At 57.9% G+C, this 17283-nt stretch carries 21 protein-coding genes and 1 pseudogene; 9 read left to right on the top strand and 13 right to left on the bottom strand.

What is annotated here, in order from left to right; all coding sequences use genetic code 11:
- Positions 1–35: 35 nt before the first annotated feature.
- Complete coding sequence (locus tag F4036_10995) at positions 36–770, bottom strand: class I SAM-dependent methyltransferase (protein MYK38265.1); 735 nt, start codon at positions 768–770, stop codon at positions 36–38.
- 111 nt (positions 771–881) lie between these two features.
- Between F4036_10995 and F4036_10990 the strand changes: the two genes are divergently transcribed.
- From F4036_10990 to F4036_10980, 3 genes are read left to right on the top strand one after another with little or no spacing between them, the layout of a single operon-like run.
- On the top strand, positions 882–1229 hold the full coding sequence (locus F4036_10990) for a helix-turn-helix transcriptional regulator (protein ID MYK38264.1): 348 nt from the start codon (positions 882–884) through the stop codon (positions 1227–1229).
- Positions 1226–1684, top strand: coding sequence for an SRPBCC domain-containing protein (locus F4036_10985; GenBank protein MYK38263.1), 459 nt, complete (start codon positions 1226–1228; stop codon positions 1682–1684). The genes F4036_10990 and F4036_10985 overlap by 4 nt, the downstream gene beginning before the upstream one ends.
- Entirely contained in the window at positions 1681–2574 is an 894-nt protein-coding gene (locus F4036_10980; protein ID MYK38262.1) for an alpha/beta fold hydrolase, read from the top strand. The genes F4036_10985 and F4036_10980 overlap by 4 nt, the downstream gene beginning before the upstream one ends.
- A gap of 24 nt (positions 2575–2598) precedes the next feature.
- Here the strand turns inward: F4036_10980 and F4036_10975 are convergent, their stop codons facing one another.
- On the bottom strand, positions 2599–2928 hold the full coding sequence (locus F4036_10975) for a TfoX/Sxy family protein (GenBank protein MYK38261.1): 330 nt from the start codon (positions 2926–2928) through the stop codon (positions 2599–2601).
- Positions 2929–3079: 151 nt separating this feature from the next.
- On the opposite strand from F4036_10975, the gene F4036_10970 reads away from it, so the two are divergent.
- Positions 3080–4168 carry a Fic family protein gene (locus tag F4036_10970; GenBank protein MYK38260.1) on the top strand — a complete coding sequence of 363 codons (1089 nt, stop codon included), beginning with the start codon at positions 3080–3082 and terminating at the stop codon, positions 4166–4168.
- Here F4036_10970 and F4036_10965 read toward each other — a convergent pair.
- The 7 genes from F4036_10965 to F4036_10935 form a co-directional block, all read right to left on the bottom strand.
- On the bottom strand, positions 4144–5286 hold the full coding sequence (locus tag F4036_10965; protein ID MYK38259.1) for an aromatic ring-hydroxylating dioxygenase subunit alpha: 1143 nt from the start codon (positions 5284–5286) through the stop codon (positions 4144–4146). The two genes, F4036_10970 and F4036_10965, sit on opposite strands and share 25 nt — an antisense overlap.
- 31 nt (positions 5287–5317) lie before the next feature.
- A complete protein-coding gene (locus tag F4036_10960) occupies positions 5318–6598 on the bottom strand; it encodes an MFS transporter (GenBank protein MYK38258.1) in 1281 nt (426 codons plus the stop codon).
- 451 nt (positions 6599–7049) lie between these two features.
- Positions 7050–7784, bottom strand: a complete 735-nt coding sequence (locus tag F4036_10955) for a hypothetical protein (protein MYK38257.1) — start codon at positions 7782–7784, stop codon at positions 7050–7052.
- Between the two features lie 27 nt (positions 7785–7811).
- A complete protein-coding gene (locus F4036_10950; GenBank protein ID MYK38256.1) occupies positions 7812–8534 on the bottom strand; it encodes a hypothetical protein in 723 nt (240 codons plus the stop codon).
- A gap of 148 nt (positions 8535–8682) precedes the next feature.
- Entirely contained in the window at positions 8683–9840 is a 1158-nt protein-coding gene (locus F4036_10945) for a Fic family protein (protein ID MYK38255.1), read from the bottom strand.
- A gap of 117 nt (positions 9841–9957) precedes the next feature.
- The gene (locus F4036_10940; GenBank protein MYK38254.1) at positions 9958–10227 is read right to left on the bottom strand and encodes a hypothetical protein; all 270 of its coding nucleotides are present in this window, start codon (positions 10225–10227) and stop codon (positions 9958–9960) included.
- 34 nt (positions 10228–10261) lie between these two features.
- Positions 10262–10882, bottom strand: coding sequence for a hypothetical protein (locus F4036_10935; protein ID MYK38253.1), 621 nt, complete (start codon positions 10880–10882; stop codon positions 10262–10264).
- Between the two features lie 127 nt (positions 10883–11009).
- Here F4036_10935 and F4036_10930 point away from each other — a divergent pair.
- Positions 11010–11201: pseudogene (locus F4036_10930) on the top strand (cupin).
- A 73-nt stretch (positions 11202–11274) separates the two neighbouring features.
- Positions 11275–11574, top strand: a complete 300-nt coding sequence (locus F4036_10925) for a hypothetical protein (protein MYK38252.1) — start codon at positions 11275–11277, stop codon at positions 11572–11574.
- A gap of 24 nt (positions 11575–11598) precedes the next feature.
- Here F4036_10925 and F4036_10920 read toward each other — a convergent pair whose 3' ends face one another.
- Positions 11599–12201, bottom strand: a complete 603-nt coding sequence (locus tag F4036_10920) for a LysE family translocator (GenBank protein ID MYK38251.1) — start codon at positions 12199–12201, stop codon at positions 11599–11601.
- 83 nt (positions 12202–12284) lie between these two features.
- Positions 12285–12839 carry a hypothetical protein gene (locus F4036_10915; GenBank protein ID MYK38250.1) on the bottom strand — a complete coding sequence of 185 codons (555 nt, stop codon included), beginning with the start codon at positions 12837–12839 and terminating at the stop codon, positions 12285–12287.
- Between the two features lie 163 nt (positions 12840–13002).
- Here F4036_10915 and F4036_10910 point away from each other — a divergent pair, with 163 nt between their 5' ends.
- The 3 genes from F4036_10910 (at position 13003) to F4036_10900 (ending at position 14829) form a co-directional block, all read left to right on the top strand.
- Positions 13003–13860, top strand: coding sequence for a HEPN domain-containing protein (locus F4036_10910; GenBank protein MYK38249.1), 858 nt, complete (start codon positions 13003–13005; stop codon positions 13858–13860).
- A gap of 258 nt (positions 13861–14118) precedes the next feature.
- Positions 14119–14373 (top strand): hypothetical protein, encoded by a 255-nt coding sequence (locus F4036_10905; protein MYK38248.1) that lies wholly within the window; start codon positions 14119–14121, stop codon positions 14371–14373.
- Positions 14374–14424: 51 nt separating this feature from the next.
- A complete protein-coding gene (locus F4036_10900; protein ID MYK38247.1) occupies positions 14425–14829 on the top strand; it encodes a hypothetical protein in 405 nt (134 codons plus the stop codon).
- 78 nt (positions 14830–14907) lie between these two features.
- On the opposite strand, the gene F4036_10895 is transcribed toward F4036_10900, so the two are convergent.
- Together F4036_10895 and F4036_10890 are read right to left on the bottom strand one after the other, a co-directional pair.
- Complete coding sequence (locus F4036_10895; protein MYK38246.1) at positions 14908–15921, bottom strand: LysM peptidoglycan-binding domain-containing protein; 1014 nt, start codon at positions 15919–15921, stop codon at positions 14908–14910.
- Between the two features lie 60 nt (positions 15922–15981).
- Positions 15982–17142 (bottom strand): DUF4268 domain-containing protein, encoded by a 1161-nt coding sequence (locus tag F4036_10890; protein ID MYK38245.1) that lies wholly within the window; start codon positions 17140–17142, stop codon positions 15982–15984.
- Positions 17143–17283: the final 141 nt, after the last annotated feature.

The following is a 17283-nucleotide window of genomic DNA, read 5'->3' as shown; positions in this document are numbered from 1 at the left end:
GCAATCGTATACGGTTTCCGCGGCCAACAGACGCGTCAGGCGCCGGCTATGAGCAGGCGGTAGCCGATGTCGAGTTCCGTTTCGTTCAGAAGCGCTCCGTACTTGCGTTGCCAGTGCCCGGATTCGAGGTCGGCGCTCAGTTGCGCCAGCCCGGTCTCCGTTTCCGACAGCTTGGAGAACGTGGACATTGCGCCGCGCACCCGCTCGTCGAGATAGCCGTGGGGGCGTCGCCAGCAGGAGCCGAGAAAGCCGTCGGTGCAATCGTGCGGAACGGGGACCGTCTGCACTGTTACGGATCCGAGTTCGCGCTCAATGTCGCGGAACGAAGGAAATATCTGACGGTCGATCTCGAAGAGTTCCGGGAAATAGTCGGTCAACCAGAATCCCCGCGCTTCGGGGTCGCATGTCAGCACAACGACACGGTCGCGCGCAACGCGCCTTAGTTCCCGGAGCCCCTTCGCCTTGTCGCCCCAGTGATGGACGGACAGGATCGCCATCGCCGCGTGGAAACTGTCATTCCCGAACGGCAAGGAGTCCGCCGTAGCCTGGATCGCGGCGGCGCTGCCCTCCGGCCGTTGCGCGATCATCGTCATCGACGGCTCCACCGCAACGACGTGCCGGTCGACCGGCTCATACGAGCCGGCTCCGGCGCCGACGTTGATGACGGACTTCGCGTCACCCAGCGCTCCCCATATCGCCTTCTCGATGCGCGGATCGGGCCTTCTAAAGTCCGCGTATCCGCGCCCGATCCTGTCGTAGAGCGCCGTCATCGCGGCAGGATAACAGGCGCCCTGGGCGGCGGCCCAAGCTATGTTTGCATGAGCCGATCATATTCAACCAAATGGTTGCGTATCGGTTGGGAGGCCAATATACTCAACCACATGGTTGAGTATGATTTGAATCAGGTCTTCCAGGCGCTATCCGATCCAACCCGCCGGGCCATCATTGATCGCCTGGCGAAGGGGGAAGCGACCGTCAGCCACCTTTCCAGACCCTTCTCCCTGTCGCTCGCCGCGGTTTCGAAACATTTGGGCGTTCTTGAGCGCGCGGGCCTGGTGACGCGAGAAGCGCGAGGGCGGGAACGGGTGTGCAGGATCAACCCGGCTGCGCTTGAGGACGCCTGGGGCTGGCTCAGCTTTCACGAGCGCTTCTGGACTGACCGCCTGGATGCGCTCGAGGCCCAGGTCGGACCCAAAAGTGGCGGTTCGGGTTCGGAAGAACCGCAATGACAAAGCCCGAACAAGAGCAACCGCCCGAAACGGAAATCTACCTGACCCTGCATCGGGTGATAGACGCCCCGATAAAGACGGTCTGGGCTGCGTGGACCGATCCATTGGTCCTGAAACGTTGGCTGGCGCCCGGCAACGCCGTTGCGGTTCGCACGGTCGCGGATGCCGTGATCGGAGGGAAGTTTCTTATCGAATTTCGTGGCGCGGACGGACGAAGATGGCTCACCCGCGGCGTGTATCGGGAAGTCGTACCCTACCGGCGGCTGGTGCACACCTGGTGTTGGGAGGGTAGCGATGTCGAGACGCTTCTTGCCGTCGAGTTTGAGCCTGAGTTACCCGGCAAGACGCGCCTTACCCTGACCCATTCCCGGTTTGCGCAGGACGAGGCGCGTGACGAACACGAGCATAGCTGGATCTCGTGCCTCGCCAAGCTGCAAGAGTTGTCGGCCGGATGAACCGGATTGCTTCGATCTCTCGCCCGGACTGGGTTGCGAACGAGATGTACCCGTTCGACAGCAGGTTCTTCACTACCCCGTCCGGACACAGGATGCACTATGTTGACGAAGGCTCGGGCGATCCAATCGTATTCGTTCACGGCAATCCGGCCTGGTCCTTTGAATTTCGGCATCTGATCGCCGGGCTTCGATCCGGATTCCGCTGCATCGCTCCCGACCATATCGGGTTTGGCCTGTCGTCGCGAAGCGACCGGAGTGAAGACCATCACCCCAAGAGGCACGCAAACAGATTCGATTCGCTGATCGACCATCTGGATCTTCGCGACTTGACGTTGTTCGTGAATGACTGGGGCGGCCCGATCGGTCTCGACTTGGCACGCCGGCGTCCGGACAGGGTCAGGCGCCTCGTGATCTCCAACACCTGGTGCTGGCCGGTCGGTGACGACTTCCACTTCAAGTCGTTCAGCTTCCTGATGTCGAGCTGGATCGGACAATACCTGATAAAGCACCACAATATTTTCGTAAACAGGGTCATGCCGATGGCGGTAGGCGACAGCAAAGTCCTGACAGCGGAGGTCAGGGCCCACTACCGCAACGCACTGCCGACACCCGACGCCCGGGCCGCGAATGCCGCTCTGCCCGGTTACATTGTCGAAGCAGGCGAATGGCTTGGTTCGATCTGGCGCGAGCGGGCGACGTTTGCGGACAAGCCCTCACTGGTGCTCTGGGGACTTCGGGACATCGCGTTTCGCAAGAAGGAACTGGATCGGTGGAAGTCGGAGCTCTCCAACGTCGAGGCACATGAATTTCCGGACTGCGGACACTTCCTGGCCGAGGAAGCTCCGGAAAGGATCTTGCCCGTGCTTCGGGCATTCATAAGTCGGACGTAAGTGCCGCGGTCCGGCGCCCGGCGGTTATTTGGCCGGGAGGCTTGCGGCGAACGCGGCTGCTTCTTCCACCCAGATTTTGAGGTCCGGCTCGGACGCTATTCCGGCCGGTTCGACCAGCGCCCATCCCGTCATGACCCGGCCCGTTATGTTGGCGGGCTGGGTGTGCGGCCGGGCAAGCGTTTCCTCGTGCTTGTCCTTCCCCAGACGAACGATCAGCGAACCTTTCCATGTCCCAAGGCACATGTTGCCGTTGATCAGGAAGCAAACGCCCCCAAACATCTTCTTCTCTGAAAAACCCGCATGGCCGTCAAGCAACGGACGGATTCGCTCAATCAATATTTCGTCTTCAGTCACATTTCCTCCTTCAAAGGCTTCTCAACTCTATACCCCTGATGAGAATATGATGCCTATTCGAATCATAATATTGCGATAAATAGCAGATATGTGATCCGAATAGGGGTATTATTCGGATCATTCCCATCAAACCGAAACGGAAAGTTCCGTCATGCCCTACATCTGGGAACTCAAGGACTGGCCGCATTTCACCTGGAATGCGGAGGTTGTCCAGGACAACAGCTATCGCTACGCGCTGGCCGTCAACCGGCTTGCCCGCGAGGTGCAGCCGCTTTCCGAGCAGGAGCGCACCAACTCAATGATCGATCTGATGGTCGTAGAGGCTCAGAAGACGTCGCGGATCGAGGGCGAGATTATTGATCCCGAGGCCATTCGGTCTTCCGTTCTCAAGCAACTGGGTCTGGCCGCAGAGGATCGACGGCAGGATCCTGATGCTCGCGGAATCGCTCGTCTGGTCGTTCAGTCCCGCCAGGAATTCGCCAAGCCGCTGACCATTGAAACCTTGTGCTCCTGGCATCGCGAATTCCTGGGTGAACGGATGCTTAACGCGGGAAGCTGGCGCACGGAGCCGGTCTGGATCGTCTCCGGCGTTGCCGGGAAGGAGAAAGTGCACTTCGAGGGGCCTCCGGCTTCCAGGGTTGCCGGCGAAATGGAAACCTTCGTCGAATGGTTCAATGCCAGCAGTTCATTGCCGGGACCGGTGCGCTCAGGTGTCGCCCATTTGTATTTCGAGTCCATTCATCCGTTTGCGGACGGAAACGGGCGCATGGGCAGGGCGATCGCCGAGATCGCGCTGTCCCAGGAATTGGGCTACCCGGTATTACTGAGCCTGTCCGCCGCCATCGAACGGCAACGCAAGGAGTACTACCGGATGCTTAACCAGGCCAGCCGACAAAGCAGTATGGACATTACCGGCTGGCTGGAGTGGTGGACGCAGTGCGTCCTGAATTCTCAGGAACAGGCCAGGGATCAGATCGCGTTCGTGATTCGCAAGGCCGCGTTCTGGCGTAGCTACGGGAACCGCGTCAACGACCGCCAGGAGAAGGTGTTGGCCCGCATGTTGCGCGAAGGTCCCGAGGGCTTCAAGGGCGGCATGAGTGCGCGCAAGTACGTTGCGCTGACGGGTTGCTCGGGCCCAACGGCCACTCGGGATCTGTCCTATCTCACGAAAATCGGGGCGCTTGAGCGGCTGCCCGCTGGCGGGCGCAGCACGCGCTATGACTTGCGCTTGCCGGGATGATTAGTAACCGATTGGATTAGTGGAACGGTGTCGTGGGTCCAGGCGGTGGGGTTGGTCAGGCGGGCGGGGGACGGAATGGCGCAGTAGCGGTGGCCGCGGTCCAGCTCTTCCAGCGCCGCCAGGTCGATCTCACAACCTCTATCCCGCAGCCGGCCGAGGATCTCCCAATAGCCCTTGAGCATGGTGTCGTCCGGATCGATAAGAAGGTCGCGGTCGCCCGGCGGTGCAGGTCCATTCTTCGGCAACTGGGTCTCGGCAAGTGCGCGATCCTCGTTGACGTTCTTCATGTTGCGCGCCATATACCCTTCGTCGTGCTCGGGTTCGGCCATGAAATTGCGGGTAAACAGGTAGCGCATGGCGGTCGTTTGCGAGTCGATGGGCGTGGACATTTCGTAGAACGTGGCGAATATGCCCGACCCCTCGCCGCCGATCTCCAGATGTCCCTTGAACGTGAATCCGGACACATGGAAGGTAAGCGTCGAGGCGATGTGCTTCTGTTCTTCGCGTATCTCGCTCCAATCACCCTTGGGCTGCTCAAACGGCGTTCGTATGTGCGATGAAATGCTGTAGTCATCCGGACGAGAGATGTTCTCCTTCGGCGTAAAGCTGCCGATGAATTCCTGCCCGTGCACGATGGGAACGTGGGTTAGATCGATGTTCGCGAACTTCGCCCAGTGGTAGTTGGCGTTCCAGACTTCGCCGTATTCAAGCGTCCGCCAGCCGGGAGTTTCGATCTCCGGCATGTCGGGTATGGGCGGGGCGGTGTCCGGGCTGTCCCCCAGGAACGTCCAGATCAACCCGTGCCGTTCCTCGGTCGGGTAGGAATCGACCCTGGCGCCCGGCGGCATTGCAAAATCGTCGCCCTGGGATGGGATGGAAGTGCAGCGGCCATCGCCGCCAAACCGCCAGCCGTGCTGCGGACATTGCAGAGTGCCGTCGTCAAAGCACTTGCCCTGGGCCAGGCTCACCCCCCTGTGCGGGCACACGTTGCTCAGGCAATGCGCTTTTCCGTCGCCGTCCCGGAAGAGCACAAAGTCCCGGTTCAGCATTCGCACTTTCACCGGTTCGTCCTTCAGTTCGCTGCTGAACGACGCGACGTACCAAAGATTGATGTACATGGCTGGAACTCCCTTCGGGTGCGATGCTCGACTAAGGCGCCGAGGCAGCCGTTCTCCTGACAATCAGCGCCCAGGCAATGACGACAAGGTTAGCCAGAATCATCATGACAAAGGGCGCGGTTGCGCCGATACCGTCGAAGATCCGGCCGCCGACGAGGGTCCATGCGGCGATGCCGACGCCCCCGAATACGCCCAGGAATCCAAGCACCGCGCCGCGCGACGGCTCGGGCGCCTGTTCTCCGGCCAGGGCATTGTTGGTGATGACGATGCTGATTTCGCCGGCCGCCAGAACAATCACGCCGGCGAACGCAAGAAGCGCAAACGGATCTCCGACCACCCACAAGGCGCCGTATCCGACCGTGGCCAGCACGAAGGCGAGGACCATTACGCTGACCTTGTGGAACCTGTCGTTCAGGTAACCCGCCACGTAAGCCCAGGCCACGACGGCAACCTGGTGAACGGCCAGCAAGGCGCCGGCCCGGAGAGTTGCGTCTCCCATCGACATTCCGGCGTCCAGCGCGGACCGGGCCACCCACAGCGGAAGGAAAATGCCGATGATGGCCAGGTCGCCGCGGCCGATGAAAGCGGCCCCGTAGGTGAGGGCCAGAGTGCGGTTGCGCAGCCCCAGTTTGAGCGCCGTAACGGCGGAAGCGAGTGGGCCGGCTTCTTGATGTGCGTCTCCCGCTGATTTTTTCTTGAGGCCGAGGCCCAGAACGATGGCCGACAAGAAGCAGAGACCCGCCGTGATCCAGAAAACCGCGCGGCCGGCCGCCGCCCCGTCGAACCCGGCGTTCTCCAACATGGACGGCAGTCGGGACATGACGACGGTCATGATCATCACGCCGATCCCGCTGATGACATTGAGCGCGCCGATCACCTTGCCCCGCGACTCGCCCCGGCTGTAATCGACGGCGACGATCGTGAACATCACCAGCGCCGTGCTGCTGCCGATTGCGAAGACGGCGCGAAAAAGCGTCAGCTGCGTCGTGGAGTCCGCGAGCGGGTAGAGCAGATACCCAAGCCCCATCATGAAAAACCCGGCGGCGTAGAAGGCCCGACGGCCCCACCGGTCGGACAGCCCGCCGATCAGGCACATCGTGACAATCGCCACGCCTTCGTGCACTGCAGCCAGGCGTCCCGTCACCGATCCGATGTCCGACGGCGGCAGCGCCAGGATGTTGATCAACAGATACGGCTGGATGAGATTGATGTAGACCAGAAGACTGAGCGTCGTCAGGCTGGCAAACACGGCCGCCAGCACGTGCCGGCGCGTGACGCCCTGCGCCAGGCGAATAGACCCGATCCGCATCATTCGGCGCGCCGGCAGATGAAGCCGCCCGCGTTCGGCACGTTCTGTTTCGCGACCAGGGCCAGGCCCTGAATGACAATCGCCGCCAGGAGCATTCTTGTCATTGCTTGATCCCTAAAGAAACGATATGAAACCAATTGAATCCATTTAGGACTAGAATCTAGAATCAACTTTCCTGAAGGCGTTGTTCCGGACGAGTTTTTTCTGAAGGAACATTCCCGGGAGGGTTGATTTGATCTCGTCAACAATCCTGATAGTAATCCTATGCGCCCTAGCGCTGGTCGTTATTGCGAAAGTTTTCGGCTACCTGTTTGAGCAGCGCAACCTGAAGCGCCAGCGCGAGCGCAACCGAGACCGCCTGAAGTTCTACAGAAGCCAGGAGTGGGAAGACTAGGAACGGCGAACGACGCTGCCCGGAACCGCCGCACCAGGCTTGCCCCCGGTGGTCGGATCGTTAGAGTCCGTCGCTTAACTCAACCAATTCGTAATGGGTCTGCATGTACCCGTCGACCTGACCCTTGAGAAACACGTAGTCACCGTCGTTTGTGGTCCATACGTTGTAGATCGGGTGTTCTTCGGGCAGGCCCCCGACCGCCACGAATTGAAAGTGATGCGCCGTAAACGAGCCTGCACCCACCGTGATGTCCTCATCCCCGTGATAGATCACCGTAGGCCGGGCTGTCGCAATGGTCGGCCCTGTCGCACCGCGATGATCGGTCGACGACAAAAAATGTTCAAACGTCTGCGGTTCACCGGGTTTGGATAAATCCACACCGGCGCAGACCCAACCGTCATTCTGAATGGCATGACCGCCGAAGACGGGGCAAATACCCGAGTACGGCACACGTTGAGACAACCGGCCTTCCGTGGTTGTGACCGTCTCGCACTCGGCAACCCCATGGGCAAAGCGAAACCAGCCCGAGCCGCGGAATTCATCCCCGATGGTGATGCGGACAAAGGCGTCAACAGGTGAAAAGCCGCTGTCGACGGTGAGCTGGACAAAACGCAATACACTGGGCCGGTCATCGATTTCACCGTGAGACATCAACGACCGGCGGCCATCGGAATGCCGCGTCAGGGTCCACACTTCCCGGCCCCGTTCCTCACCCATGCGGTCCGGCTTCCTGGAGGTGTATAGCAGGCGCCCCTTGCGCGCCACATGGTCGCGCTGGTGGTACTCCTTGATCATAAATGAACCCCCCTGGCCGCCAGTCTTTTATCCAAGTGTCTTTTCATATTCCACCAGTTCGTAATGAGTCTGCATGTACCCGGCGACTCCACCCTTGAGGAAAGTGTATTCCCCGTCTGTCGATGTATACACCTCATAGGGCGGGTGTTCTTCGGGAAGGTCGGTGTTGGTCGGCACCTGGAAGTGATGGGCATCAAACGTGCCGGCGCCGACGGTGATTTTTTCGTCACCCACATACACCAGGTCCAGACGCAGGGGGTAAAGCATCGGGCCGGTCGCACCTCTGTGGTCGGGCGAGCACAGCAGCAACTCGTCAATGCTTTGCTGGCCGGGACCTTTGCTCAGGTCGTAGTGGGAAAAGTGCCAGCTGTCGCAGGCGATGGCATGGTTCTGAAAAGACTTCAATGGGCCGTGTTTGTGGTCCATACGCTGGGACACCCGGCCTTCCAATGCGGTGTACGTTTCACACTCCGTATAGTCGTCATGGAATTTAAACCACCCCGTGCCCATGAACTTGTCGCCGACGGTAAGCCGGACGAAACAATCCTGGGGCATCCAGTTTTCGTCCACCGTGTAAGTGGCATCGCGCATAACGGAGGGGCGGTCGTCGATTTCCGTATGAACGCCAATGGTGCGGCCACCCCAGCCGTATTTGGTGATGGTGAAGAACTCCCGGCCGCGTTCCTGATCCAACCGTTCAGGTTTTTTCGACGTATAGGCGATCACACCCCGGACGACGGTGTGATCGATTTGGGTAACCGGCAGGCCCGTGCTCGCATCGTTCATGTGGGTCCCTCCCGAAACCGGTTCCCGACCGGTTCCTGTCATTGATTGTTGCCCCGCGCCATCATACGCTGGCCGTTGCGGTTGTCTACGGACCCCATGCACGCACGACGTGTCAATCTACCGGGTAGAGTCGTGGAAACCAGCGTTCCACGACATCGAGCGGGAAGCCCAGGCGCACTGGAGCGCGCGGGCCATTGGAAACAAGTAAGCCTTTCTTCAGCAGTGTGGAGAGTATCTGGCGGCTGCGCCGTTCCTGGTAGCCGGTGATTTCCGGCGCCCGTCCGCGTGCGAACTCTCCCATCAGCAGCGCCTCGCGAAGCAGGGACATGGAGCGCGCCGGTAAGCGCCCGGCGGCTTCTTCATCATCGGTGTAGAGTTTCATTCGCCGCAATAGTTCGCCGGGTTGCAGGAGCGAACCCATGAACTCGACCTGGTCTATGCAGGTTCGCAGGAAAAACACGCAGAATTTTTCCAGCTGCGCTGCGGATCTTTTTCCCCGGCCGTCGTAATTGCCTTGCCTGGGCGCGTCGGCGCCCGCGAGCCTGTTCTTGTATTCGGTCACGTTGCGGGCCAGCCCGCGCGATATGGACCAGAGGCTGCTGCCGACGCCGGAGCGCAAAAGCATGGCGTGTGACATCAGTCGAGCCACTCGTCCGTTTCCATCGTAGAAGGGATGGATCCACAGGAATCGATGGTGCGCCGCCCCTGCCGCGATGATGGTCCGCGTCCTGGACAGCCAGTTCCTTGTGTAGGCGGTTTCAAAATGATTCAGAAAGCGCGGCAGGTCGGCTGCGGGCGGGGCGATGTGCCGGCCCACCGCCACTCCACCGTCCCGGATTTTTCCGGGCACAACGCGCACCTCCGCGCCTGTGTCCGGGTTTTCGACCCGGAGCAACTCGTCGGGCAAACGTTGGCAGAATTCGTGGTGGATCCATTGGATATACGCGGTCGATACCGGCAATTCCCGGGGATCGTCACCGTTGTCAATCAATCTTTGCACTTCGATATGCGCGCGGGCTTCCTTCTGCAGAGCGCGCCTTTCAGGGTCCGGCGAGTAGTTGTCCTCCAGCGCTGCCTCGATGTCTCGCGGGTGCGTATCGTGTCCCTCGATGAGATTCGAGTAGTAGCAATTCATGGAGCGCACGAGATCCCCGATGCTCTCTCGCACGGTATGTTGAATCCGCCCTGCAAGTTCGCTTGCCTTCGCCACGAGTTCCACGGCAAGGTCGGTCATGCCCGCCTTGTCGTCGCGGGGCAGCATTGGTTCCATCATTATCGGAAGCACAGTGCCGGTCATTATGCCGGTTGGCGTGCCGGAACGCAATATATATAAATCAGTAACTTAGAGTTTTCAGATGCAGATAATATGGCAATTGAATGCCGGTATCTATGCCGGTATAGTTTTTGCGCTCCATGTGCCGGCGCCTGGCGATGCGGGTTTCTCGCCGATCCGCTTCAGTGCAAAACGACCCAGGCCGAACTTTTCGCAGCCAATGTCGTAAGCATCTCCGCGGTCGTTGTAGGTCGAGACTAATTTTCCGTCATGGAACATTGCGATCCTGCCAAAATGATCGCGTTCCAATTCCTTTTCCATGGACTGATACGCCTTGATGTTCTTTCGAATCTCAGCCATGGCTTCGTCGAAACTGGTCTTCATTTCAAAGCCTCCATGCAGCGCAATCCCCGCAGGATCAGGCGGGCAAAGGGAGTTGGAAGAAAGGTTTGCTGTCTTCTTGGAAGTGGTGGAACAGGCTTTGCAAACGCTCGTTGAGGACAGGATCGTTGAAATTCACGTACGCTTCTGCACTCTCGGTATCGATTTCAACACGCAGAGCCGTATCGTCCATCACCAGGAAATGGTAAGGGAACGCTTCCATCGGATCGTTCCGACTGGCAGCAACCGTCACCGTTCCTTTGACGGCGGCCCCGGCATCCACCAGTGCTTTCAAAAATGGATGACTTTGGGGCTCACCCTCAGTATCCAGCCCGTCCTTGTCCGCGACGACTATTGAGAGCTCGGTGTTTTCTCTGCCCAAGAAGTGGATTGCCGCTCTTGCGAGTACGGGATCTGCGTACGCCAGCACACTACCCGTTTTGCCAGGCAACTCTTGCAGCAACCGGCCGGTGCAAATGCTGATCCTGCGTCTCGCGCAATGGAGAAACTTGTAGAGCAGATAAACGGCATGAGCAGGCTTGCCGTTGCTGATAATTCGAGACTCTTGCTTTCCGGCAATCTCGTCAATCAGTCTGAAATACTCTTGCTCGTCCTTCGTCGTATTTCCGGACAGAAAAATACTGCGTGCTGTCGTCATGATTTGATCCTTCAAAAAGCTGCACCGCGCCCCGGAGGGTGAGTCCAGCTTATAGAGCGGTTTTAGCAATTGCAAGGACATTTTCCATGTCCAATTGGCATGTAATTCAGAATCCGGAGCGCGACCGCTGGCGCCCGGCATGTGCGCCGGTTTCCCGGCGGGAGGTGAGGCGCATCACCTGGTCAACCATACCGACAAGGAAGTTGTTTACCTGGAGATCGGTGACCGGACAACGGCTGACGAGGTGAACTATCCAAATGACGATCTTCTGGCCGTGATGGGCCAGGATGGACGCTGGCGATTCATGCGCAAGGAATAGTCATTCATGATCTCGGCAATGTTAGGATCGAAACAACCATGGACACCGTTGCCGGCGAAGGAGGATTACGCTCATGAATGAACTATTACTTGGCATGTTGGGTGTGTTGCTTGGCTGCAGTTTAGGTCTTGCAGGCATATTCCTCGGCGTGCGTTACAGCAGGGCTCCATCCTTTGGCCGGCTGTTCAAGCGAGTCTATCTGGGCATTGCTTCAGCCGTGATGTTCGTTCTCGTGTTTCCGACATTCATGTTCCGAGTCGTGTTTCCCGATGCGGCCTGGGTAAACACAAGGCTGTGGATCGCGTTAGCTGCCCTCGCAGTAGTATTCCTGATGCCTGTCGGCTTCCATTGGTGGACGTCTCGAAAGAGTTGATCCAAGCAGAAGGAACTGGGCAGGCTACCTGCTGAGCAGAATTCGCAGGCCCAAAGCGCCGAGCACAGCCGCGGCGGCGCGATCAATGTAGATTTTTGCCTGCATGTAACGCTTTGCGACGGCTTGCGTGCTCATGCCGAAGGCGAGTGCCGAATAGAAAGCGATTTCCACCAGGAAGTGGTTTGCGACGATCACGATACTGTCGGTCACACCAATACCGGCAGGGAAGACCGTGACTAGAACAGCGGCGGCGAACAGCACGGATTTCGGATTGAAGAGATTCACCAGAAACCCTTGCCGGAATGCGCGCCTGCCCGGTTTGATTACGGCCTTGGCAGGGTCGCCAGCGCTCCTCCACATCCTGTATGCGATGTACAGAAGATAAGCAGCTCCCGCGACTTTGGCGCCGACGTACAAGAAGGGGAACAGCTCGAAGACCACGCCAAATCCGAGAAGCGCCATCATCGTCCAGATTGCGGCCATCAGACCGAGTCCGGCGCCTACCGCGATTCCGGCGGTGCGTCCTGCGCTCAACGCGGTCTGGGTCGCCATCAGCATCGCTGGCCCGGGACTCGCAATAGCGACTATCAGGACAACGTTGAATGTTACGAGTTGGGCCCAAGTCATGTTTTGTCTGCTCGGCTAGCCACTGTAGCGTTCTGGTCCGAAGGTTGACTTGCGCTGCAACCCGCGGATGCTCTGCCATGCATCTACTTGTCTCCCGCCTTTGGCAACCACTGAAGCTCGGCTTCGATCCGTCTTCGATAGGCCGTATCAATCTGCCGCGGTGCCCGACGAATATATTTTTCTGCAGCGTCTCGTGCGGTCCCGGTCAGCTTCCGAAGGTACCGGAGTACGTCTTCTACGCGAGGTTTCCCATTGTCGCCATCATTGAAATTTGGCGGTAACTTTGTCCAGATAACCGAGTCGACATTTATTGCACGCGCCCACTCATTCAACTCAGGGATCTCGTCGGGAGGCTGTTGTCCCCTCGACCAACTGCCGATGTGATCCGGGTTCTTTGTTCCTTCCCGCTGCTGCAGCTGTTTTATCGCGTCTTCGAGACTATCGCCGTCCATAAGAGCCCATAGCGACCGCACGGGGCGAGTTGCGGGCGAGATTACCAATGTGATTCGACCATCTGCGGATTGTCGCGCGAATTCGACTGGAACCAGCGGGCCGTCATTAAACCAGTACCGCTGGATTGGTAAGTTGCGAGGATCCCAGATTAGAGAACCCCAGCCGAGACATGCGATATTGGTCATTACTCGCTCCTGAATTGACACCAGCAATAGGCCAGGAGATGCGCGGATACGAGATTGTTAAATCCCATCGGGAGTCACCGTTCTTGACCAGGTTCGTATCATATTTTCTAGGCTAAAGTCGGAATTTAATCTTGTCGGTGTGCGCTGAAAGGCAGAAATCATAATGTCGCTAAACAATGCAGACGTATGGGCAGACTTAAGGTATGCCCTCGATGAACTGGAAAGAACGCCGCTCGATATACATGGCCGCTTGAAGGATGCAGCCAACTTGTATGAACAACCAGAAGACGAATTCTCCAAAAGGCTCCTTCAGATTGCACTACTCTCCATAGCATATTCAAATGCTAAGGCAAGGTCGGACGCGCGGAATGCTCACGAAGCAATCGAGAAAGGCCTCAAGGCGATTCTTATAGACGGCGGCCTGTCAGAGAAACAGGTTCGTTCTCGCGGGCACCAGCTACACCAACTGTTGGAGGATGTTCAACAACACAACCCGACGGCATTCAATGAACTAAAGCGATGTTTCGACAGCACTATTCAGTTACTGGAAAGTGTCACACCTCTCAGGCACAGCACAAACATCCTGGACTATTTTCGGGAACATGGAAAATCCGAAATATTTATAGCCAATCGGTACGCGAGTATCGAGGGCGCTAACAACACGCCCGGAGGAATGATCGGCTTTATCTATCGGGAGATGATACGTGCGCTAATGTCGCTCATATTCGGCGGGGTCCCCAAAGACGTAATCCAACGAATCGAGAGAGAGGCAAGTAAAGCGGTATTGACCGAGAGCAAACTTGACCCGGCGTGGGACGCAACGGAATGGTTAAAGCGGGGATCTGTTCGCCCACGACTGGAAGTCATCGAAAACCTAAAGAACAATAGAGTGCTTCGGGCCGCTGTGCGGAGGTGTGCGCGGGAATCCAAGGATAGCTCGATTCAGTATTGGGCCAAGATGCTCAGGCACAATCAAGTAACCGCTAGAAGAAAGACGCGAGCTGCGCAGCGGGTTGGGTAAAACTCGATATATTCCCCCTTGTTAGCTATTGCTAACTACTGTCCTTTCTGGCAGTATTTTGTTGCCATGGACGCGGTGCCGTCTGTGCGAAATGCTTATGGCCCACATTTTGGGAAACCGAAATGCGGGCTTTTTTCTGAGCCAGACGTGTGAATCTCGCAGCTGTCAATAGATTTCTAAATCGTTCTATTTACGGGAACGTCGGGGCAGGGTCGATCTTTAACCCTGCGTCGTTGGAGACAATCTCGGAGACTTCACATGACGACACGCGCCGATCAGGGCTTGAAGCAAGCTCGTGAGAATCTGAAGGCTTACGAAGAACACCGAGCAGAACTCGAAGCCAAACACTTGGGCAAGACGGTATTGCTCAGAAACCGCCGGCTTGTTGAGATATTCGACGACTACGACGATGCTTTCTTCACTGGTTGTGAGAAATATGGTCTGGGCAGTTTTTCCGTTCAGTTGATCGGCGAGAAGGCGGCGTGTTTCGGCGCCATGACGCCCTACATCTAGCTAGCTGTTTCTTAAATGTCGTTCCTCAGGGGCCGGATAAGAAACGGCCAAATGATTGTGGACGTGTGGATGCTTCAGCCTGATGTAAGAGATCCCGGCAAGCATGTGGGACGACGCAAGTTTCGAGGGCTAATTGACACGGGTGCAAATTTCAGTGCTCTTTATGAGGACGAAATCAGCAGGATTGGATTGGTTTCTGCTGGCCAGCGGCCGGTGGCCGGCGCCGATGGGTCGACAGGCCGAGTTGATCCGGTATACCCCGTTAGCCTGGTGCTTGGGTTTTCAAGTTCAGGTGACGGCGATATAGATGACTTCCGATCCACGCGAATTCGAATGTCGCCAATGCGACTCAAACATCCGGACTTCCAGCTCTTGGTGGGGATGGACGTTTTGGAACGCTATCGCCTTTGCATGACCAACGGAAGGTTTGAGTTAAGCGCCCCAACTTTGCAATAGTGCTTTTTCTCAGTTCGGGTGGACCGATTCTGGGGGGAAGATCACTGCCATTGCCCCTTCAGCGCCCCTGGTGCTTCATCACCACGATGCGCGCTTCGCAGACCGGGCGTACTCGACATGTTTGGCGTGAGTTTCCGCTGTCACGGGCAGGGCAGCCGTTGCTATCTTTGCCCGGATCGCCTCCATCCTCTCTCGCGTCAGGCTTCGACTCGACGTAACGCGAACGGAGAAATCGATGTAGCGGTGCAGCTCCGTCAGGCTCATGCAGACGACGCCTCGCATTCGCCAGCCACGGAACCGCTTTGCCTTCTCCTCGTGCTCTTCAAACCGCACGAACTTCTCCTCCGTCTTCAGTTCGGCGTCGCCCACGAACACGACGACGGGCCGGAATTCCCAAGGTTTAACTACGCCGAGTTTGACCAGGGCCTTCGCGTGTCCTTCGTTCTGCAACAGTGGATTGTAGAAAGGAAACCGCTTCGACTTGATTCCCATCATGCGGGACCAGCGGCCCGCTCTGAATGTTTGCGTCCACCTTTGCTGCCCGGGGCTTGCGAATATCCACCCGCCCATGTCCTTGGTCTCGATCACGAATACGCCGGCGGGCGATATGAGGATGTGATCGATCTGTGCTGTCCCTCCTCCAGAGCGAAGCAGCACGTTATTGAGCAGCGGCCAGTCCCGGTAACGCCTCGTCAACACCTTTTGGACACGTCGCTCGCCGGCGTTTGCCTTAGGCGCGGATGTCCGCAATACCGGAGTGGGTTTCGAACCGTGTCGATGCAGCGCCTCTGTCGGCGACGAGACTCGGGTATCAGGCGCCGAAGTTGGGGTCCTGCGTTTGCGGCGAAACAGAAGTAACAGTGCCACCACGACGAGTGCTGCTCCCAGCCACCCGCTCCAAGCGACAGCTGCTTCGTTCCAGCCAGGCGTAACCACCGCGTCATGGACGACGATTCTCTGACCCGCCTGCACATAGTCCGCTTCTTTGATCCGATTCCATTCCTGCAATTGCTCGACGGTGACGCCGTGCCGCGCGGCAATTTCCGAGAGGGTCTCTCCCGGTTCGACGTGCACTACTGTCGTTTCGCTCATTGCCCGTAAGCGATCGCTTCCCTCGGTAACGGCGACACGGATGCGCGATGCGTATGAGACTCAGCGGGTATCGCTCCCACTACCTACTGAAATGCCGCCCTGTGACCTCAAGCGCCGGTTCAGACGCGCGAGCGGTTCCGAGAACGCGTCCTCCAGCTTGACGAAGTGCTGGCACAGCCACTCAATCATGTCCGGCCAGTTCTCGTCATTAAATCCATCGAACGGATGTGCGTGAGATATTCTGCTCGCCTTCTTGTCGTCCAGCCTTTGCCATTTGAGTTCCGCGCCAAAACGCTCTTCGATTTCCTGCCTCTCCCGTTCAAGCCGATCGAAAATCCATTTGTTCTCGCTTGCCTCGGCACGCGCGAGGTAAAGTTCAACGCGCGCCTCGCTCTTCAAGAAAATCAGGCTGAATCCGCAGCCTGACACGCCGGTGGCGCTGCTCAGCCAGTGATCCTTCGAAGGGCTGATGTTGGCGTATCGTGAAATGTTGCGGGACCGCAGCTCCTCCAGCGTACTTGTCCAGAAAGCCCGCCGCATCTCCTGGCGGCGCTTTTGTGTGCCCTGTACCGACTTTTCCTCTGATTCCTTCGCGGCCATTCCGATCATGTAATCCGCAGCCTCGGGCGTCGGGATGATCTGTTGCAGGTCGATCAGAAGCTCCTCGCCGAAGCTGTAAGGCATCACCCGAAAGCACTGCGCCTGAACTCCGTGTCCGATCAGCCACAGTACGGTCGCCGTGACTTCCTTGCGAAAATTCGCCGCGACCAATATCAACCGTTGTTCATTGCCCGCGTTCAGTACCGTGTCGTCGAGATCTTCGATGTCGAGGAATTCGCACAGGTTTGCCACTGCGTTCTGGCCGTCTAGCCACCGATCAAGGTACTTCTGATAGATTTCAACGATCTCCGCCTTCTTGAGGCTTGAGCAATAGGCCACGTACTTGAGTGCCTGCCACACGACATCGCGGCCGGAATCGTCGAGCTTGTTCTCAATGACCACCAGCCGGCCTTCCTTGTCAAGCGCCAGCAAATCGAGCCGCTCGCGGGTGTCCGCGAAGCCGTCGAATTCCTTCTGGATGACCAGTAGTTCCTCGCCAAGCGCCTCCGGCGTTTGCACCAGCCACTCCTGAAGATGGGGCCGCTCTTGCAGATTCAGATCGTTAAAACGCCGCTTTTCAAGCCGGACGAGGCGATTCTCCGACAGGTTCACCTTAAACATAGGGGCTCATATATTGAGGTTGAAGGACGGCAGATTATGCCTCTTGGCTGACCCTTCTGAATCGCTGTAGGCACGTAGCTAATCGACGATTGGATCGAATGTAATATCAAGATTGTTAGGAAATCCTGTCCAAGAAGCGCC

The organism is Gammaproteobacteria bacterium, assembly GCA_009845905.1.
Classification (GTDB): domain Bacteria; phylum Pseudomonadota; class Gammaproteobacteria; order Steroidobacterales; family Foliamicaceae; genus Foliamicus.
Note: the sequence above shows the minus strand (reverse complement) of the source record. Positions and strands in the feature narration are given on the sequence as shown.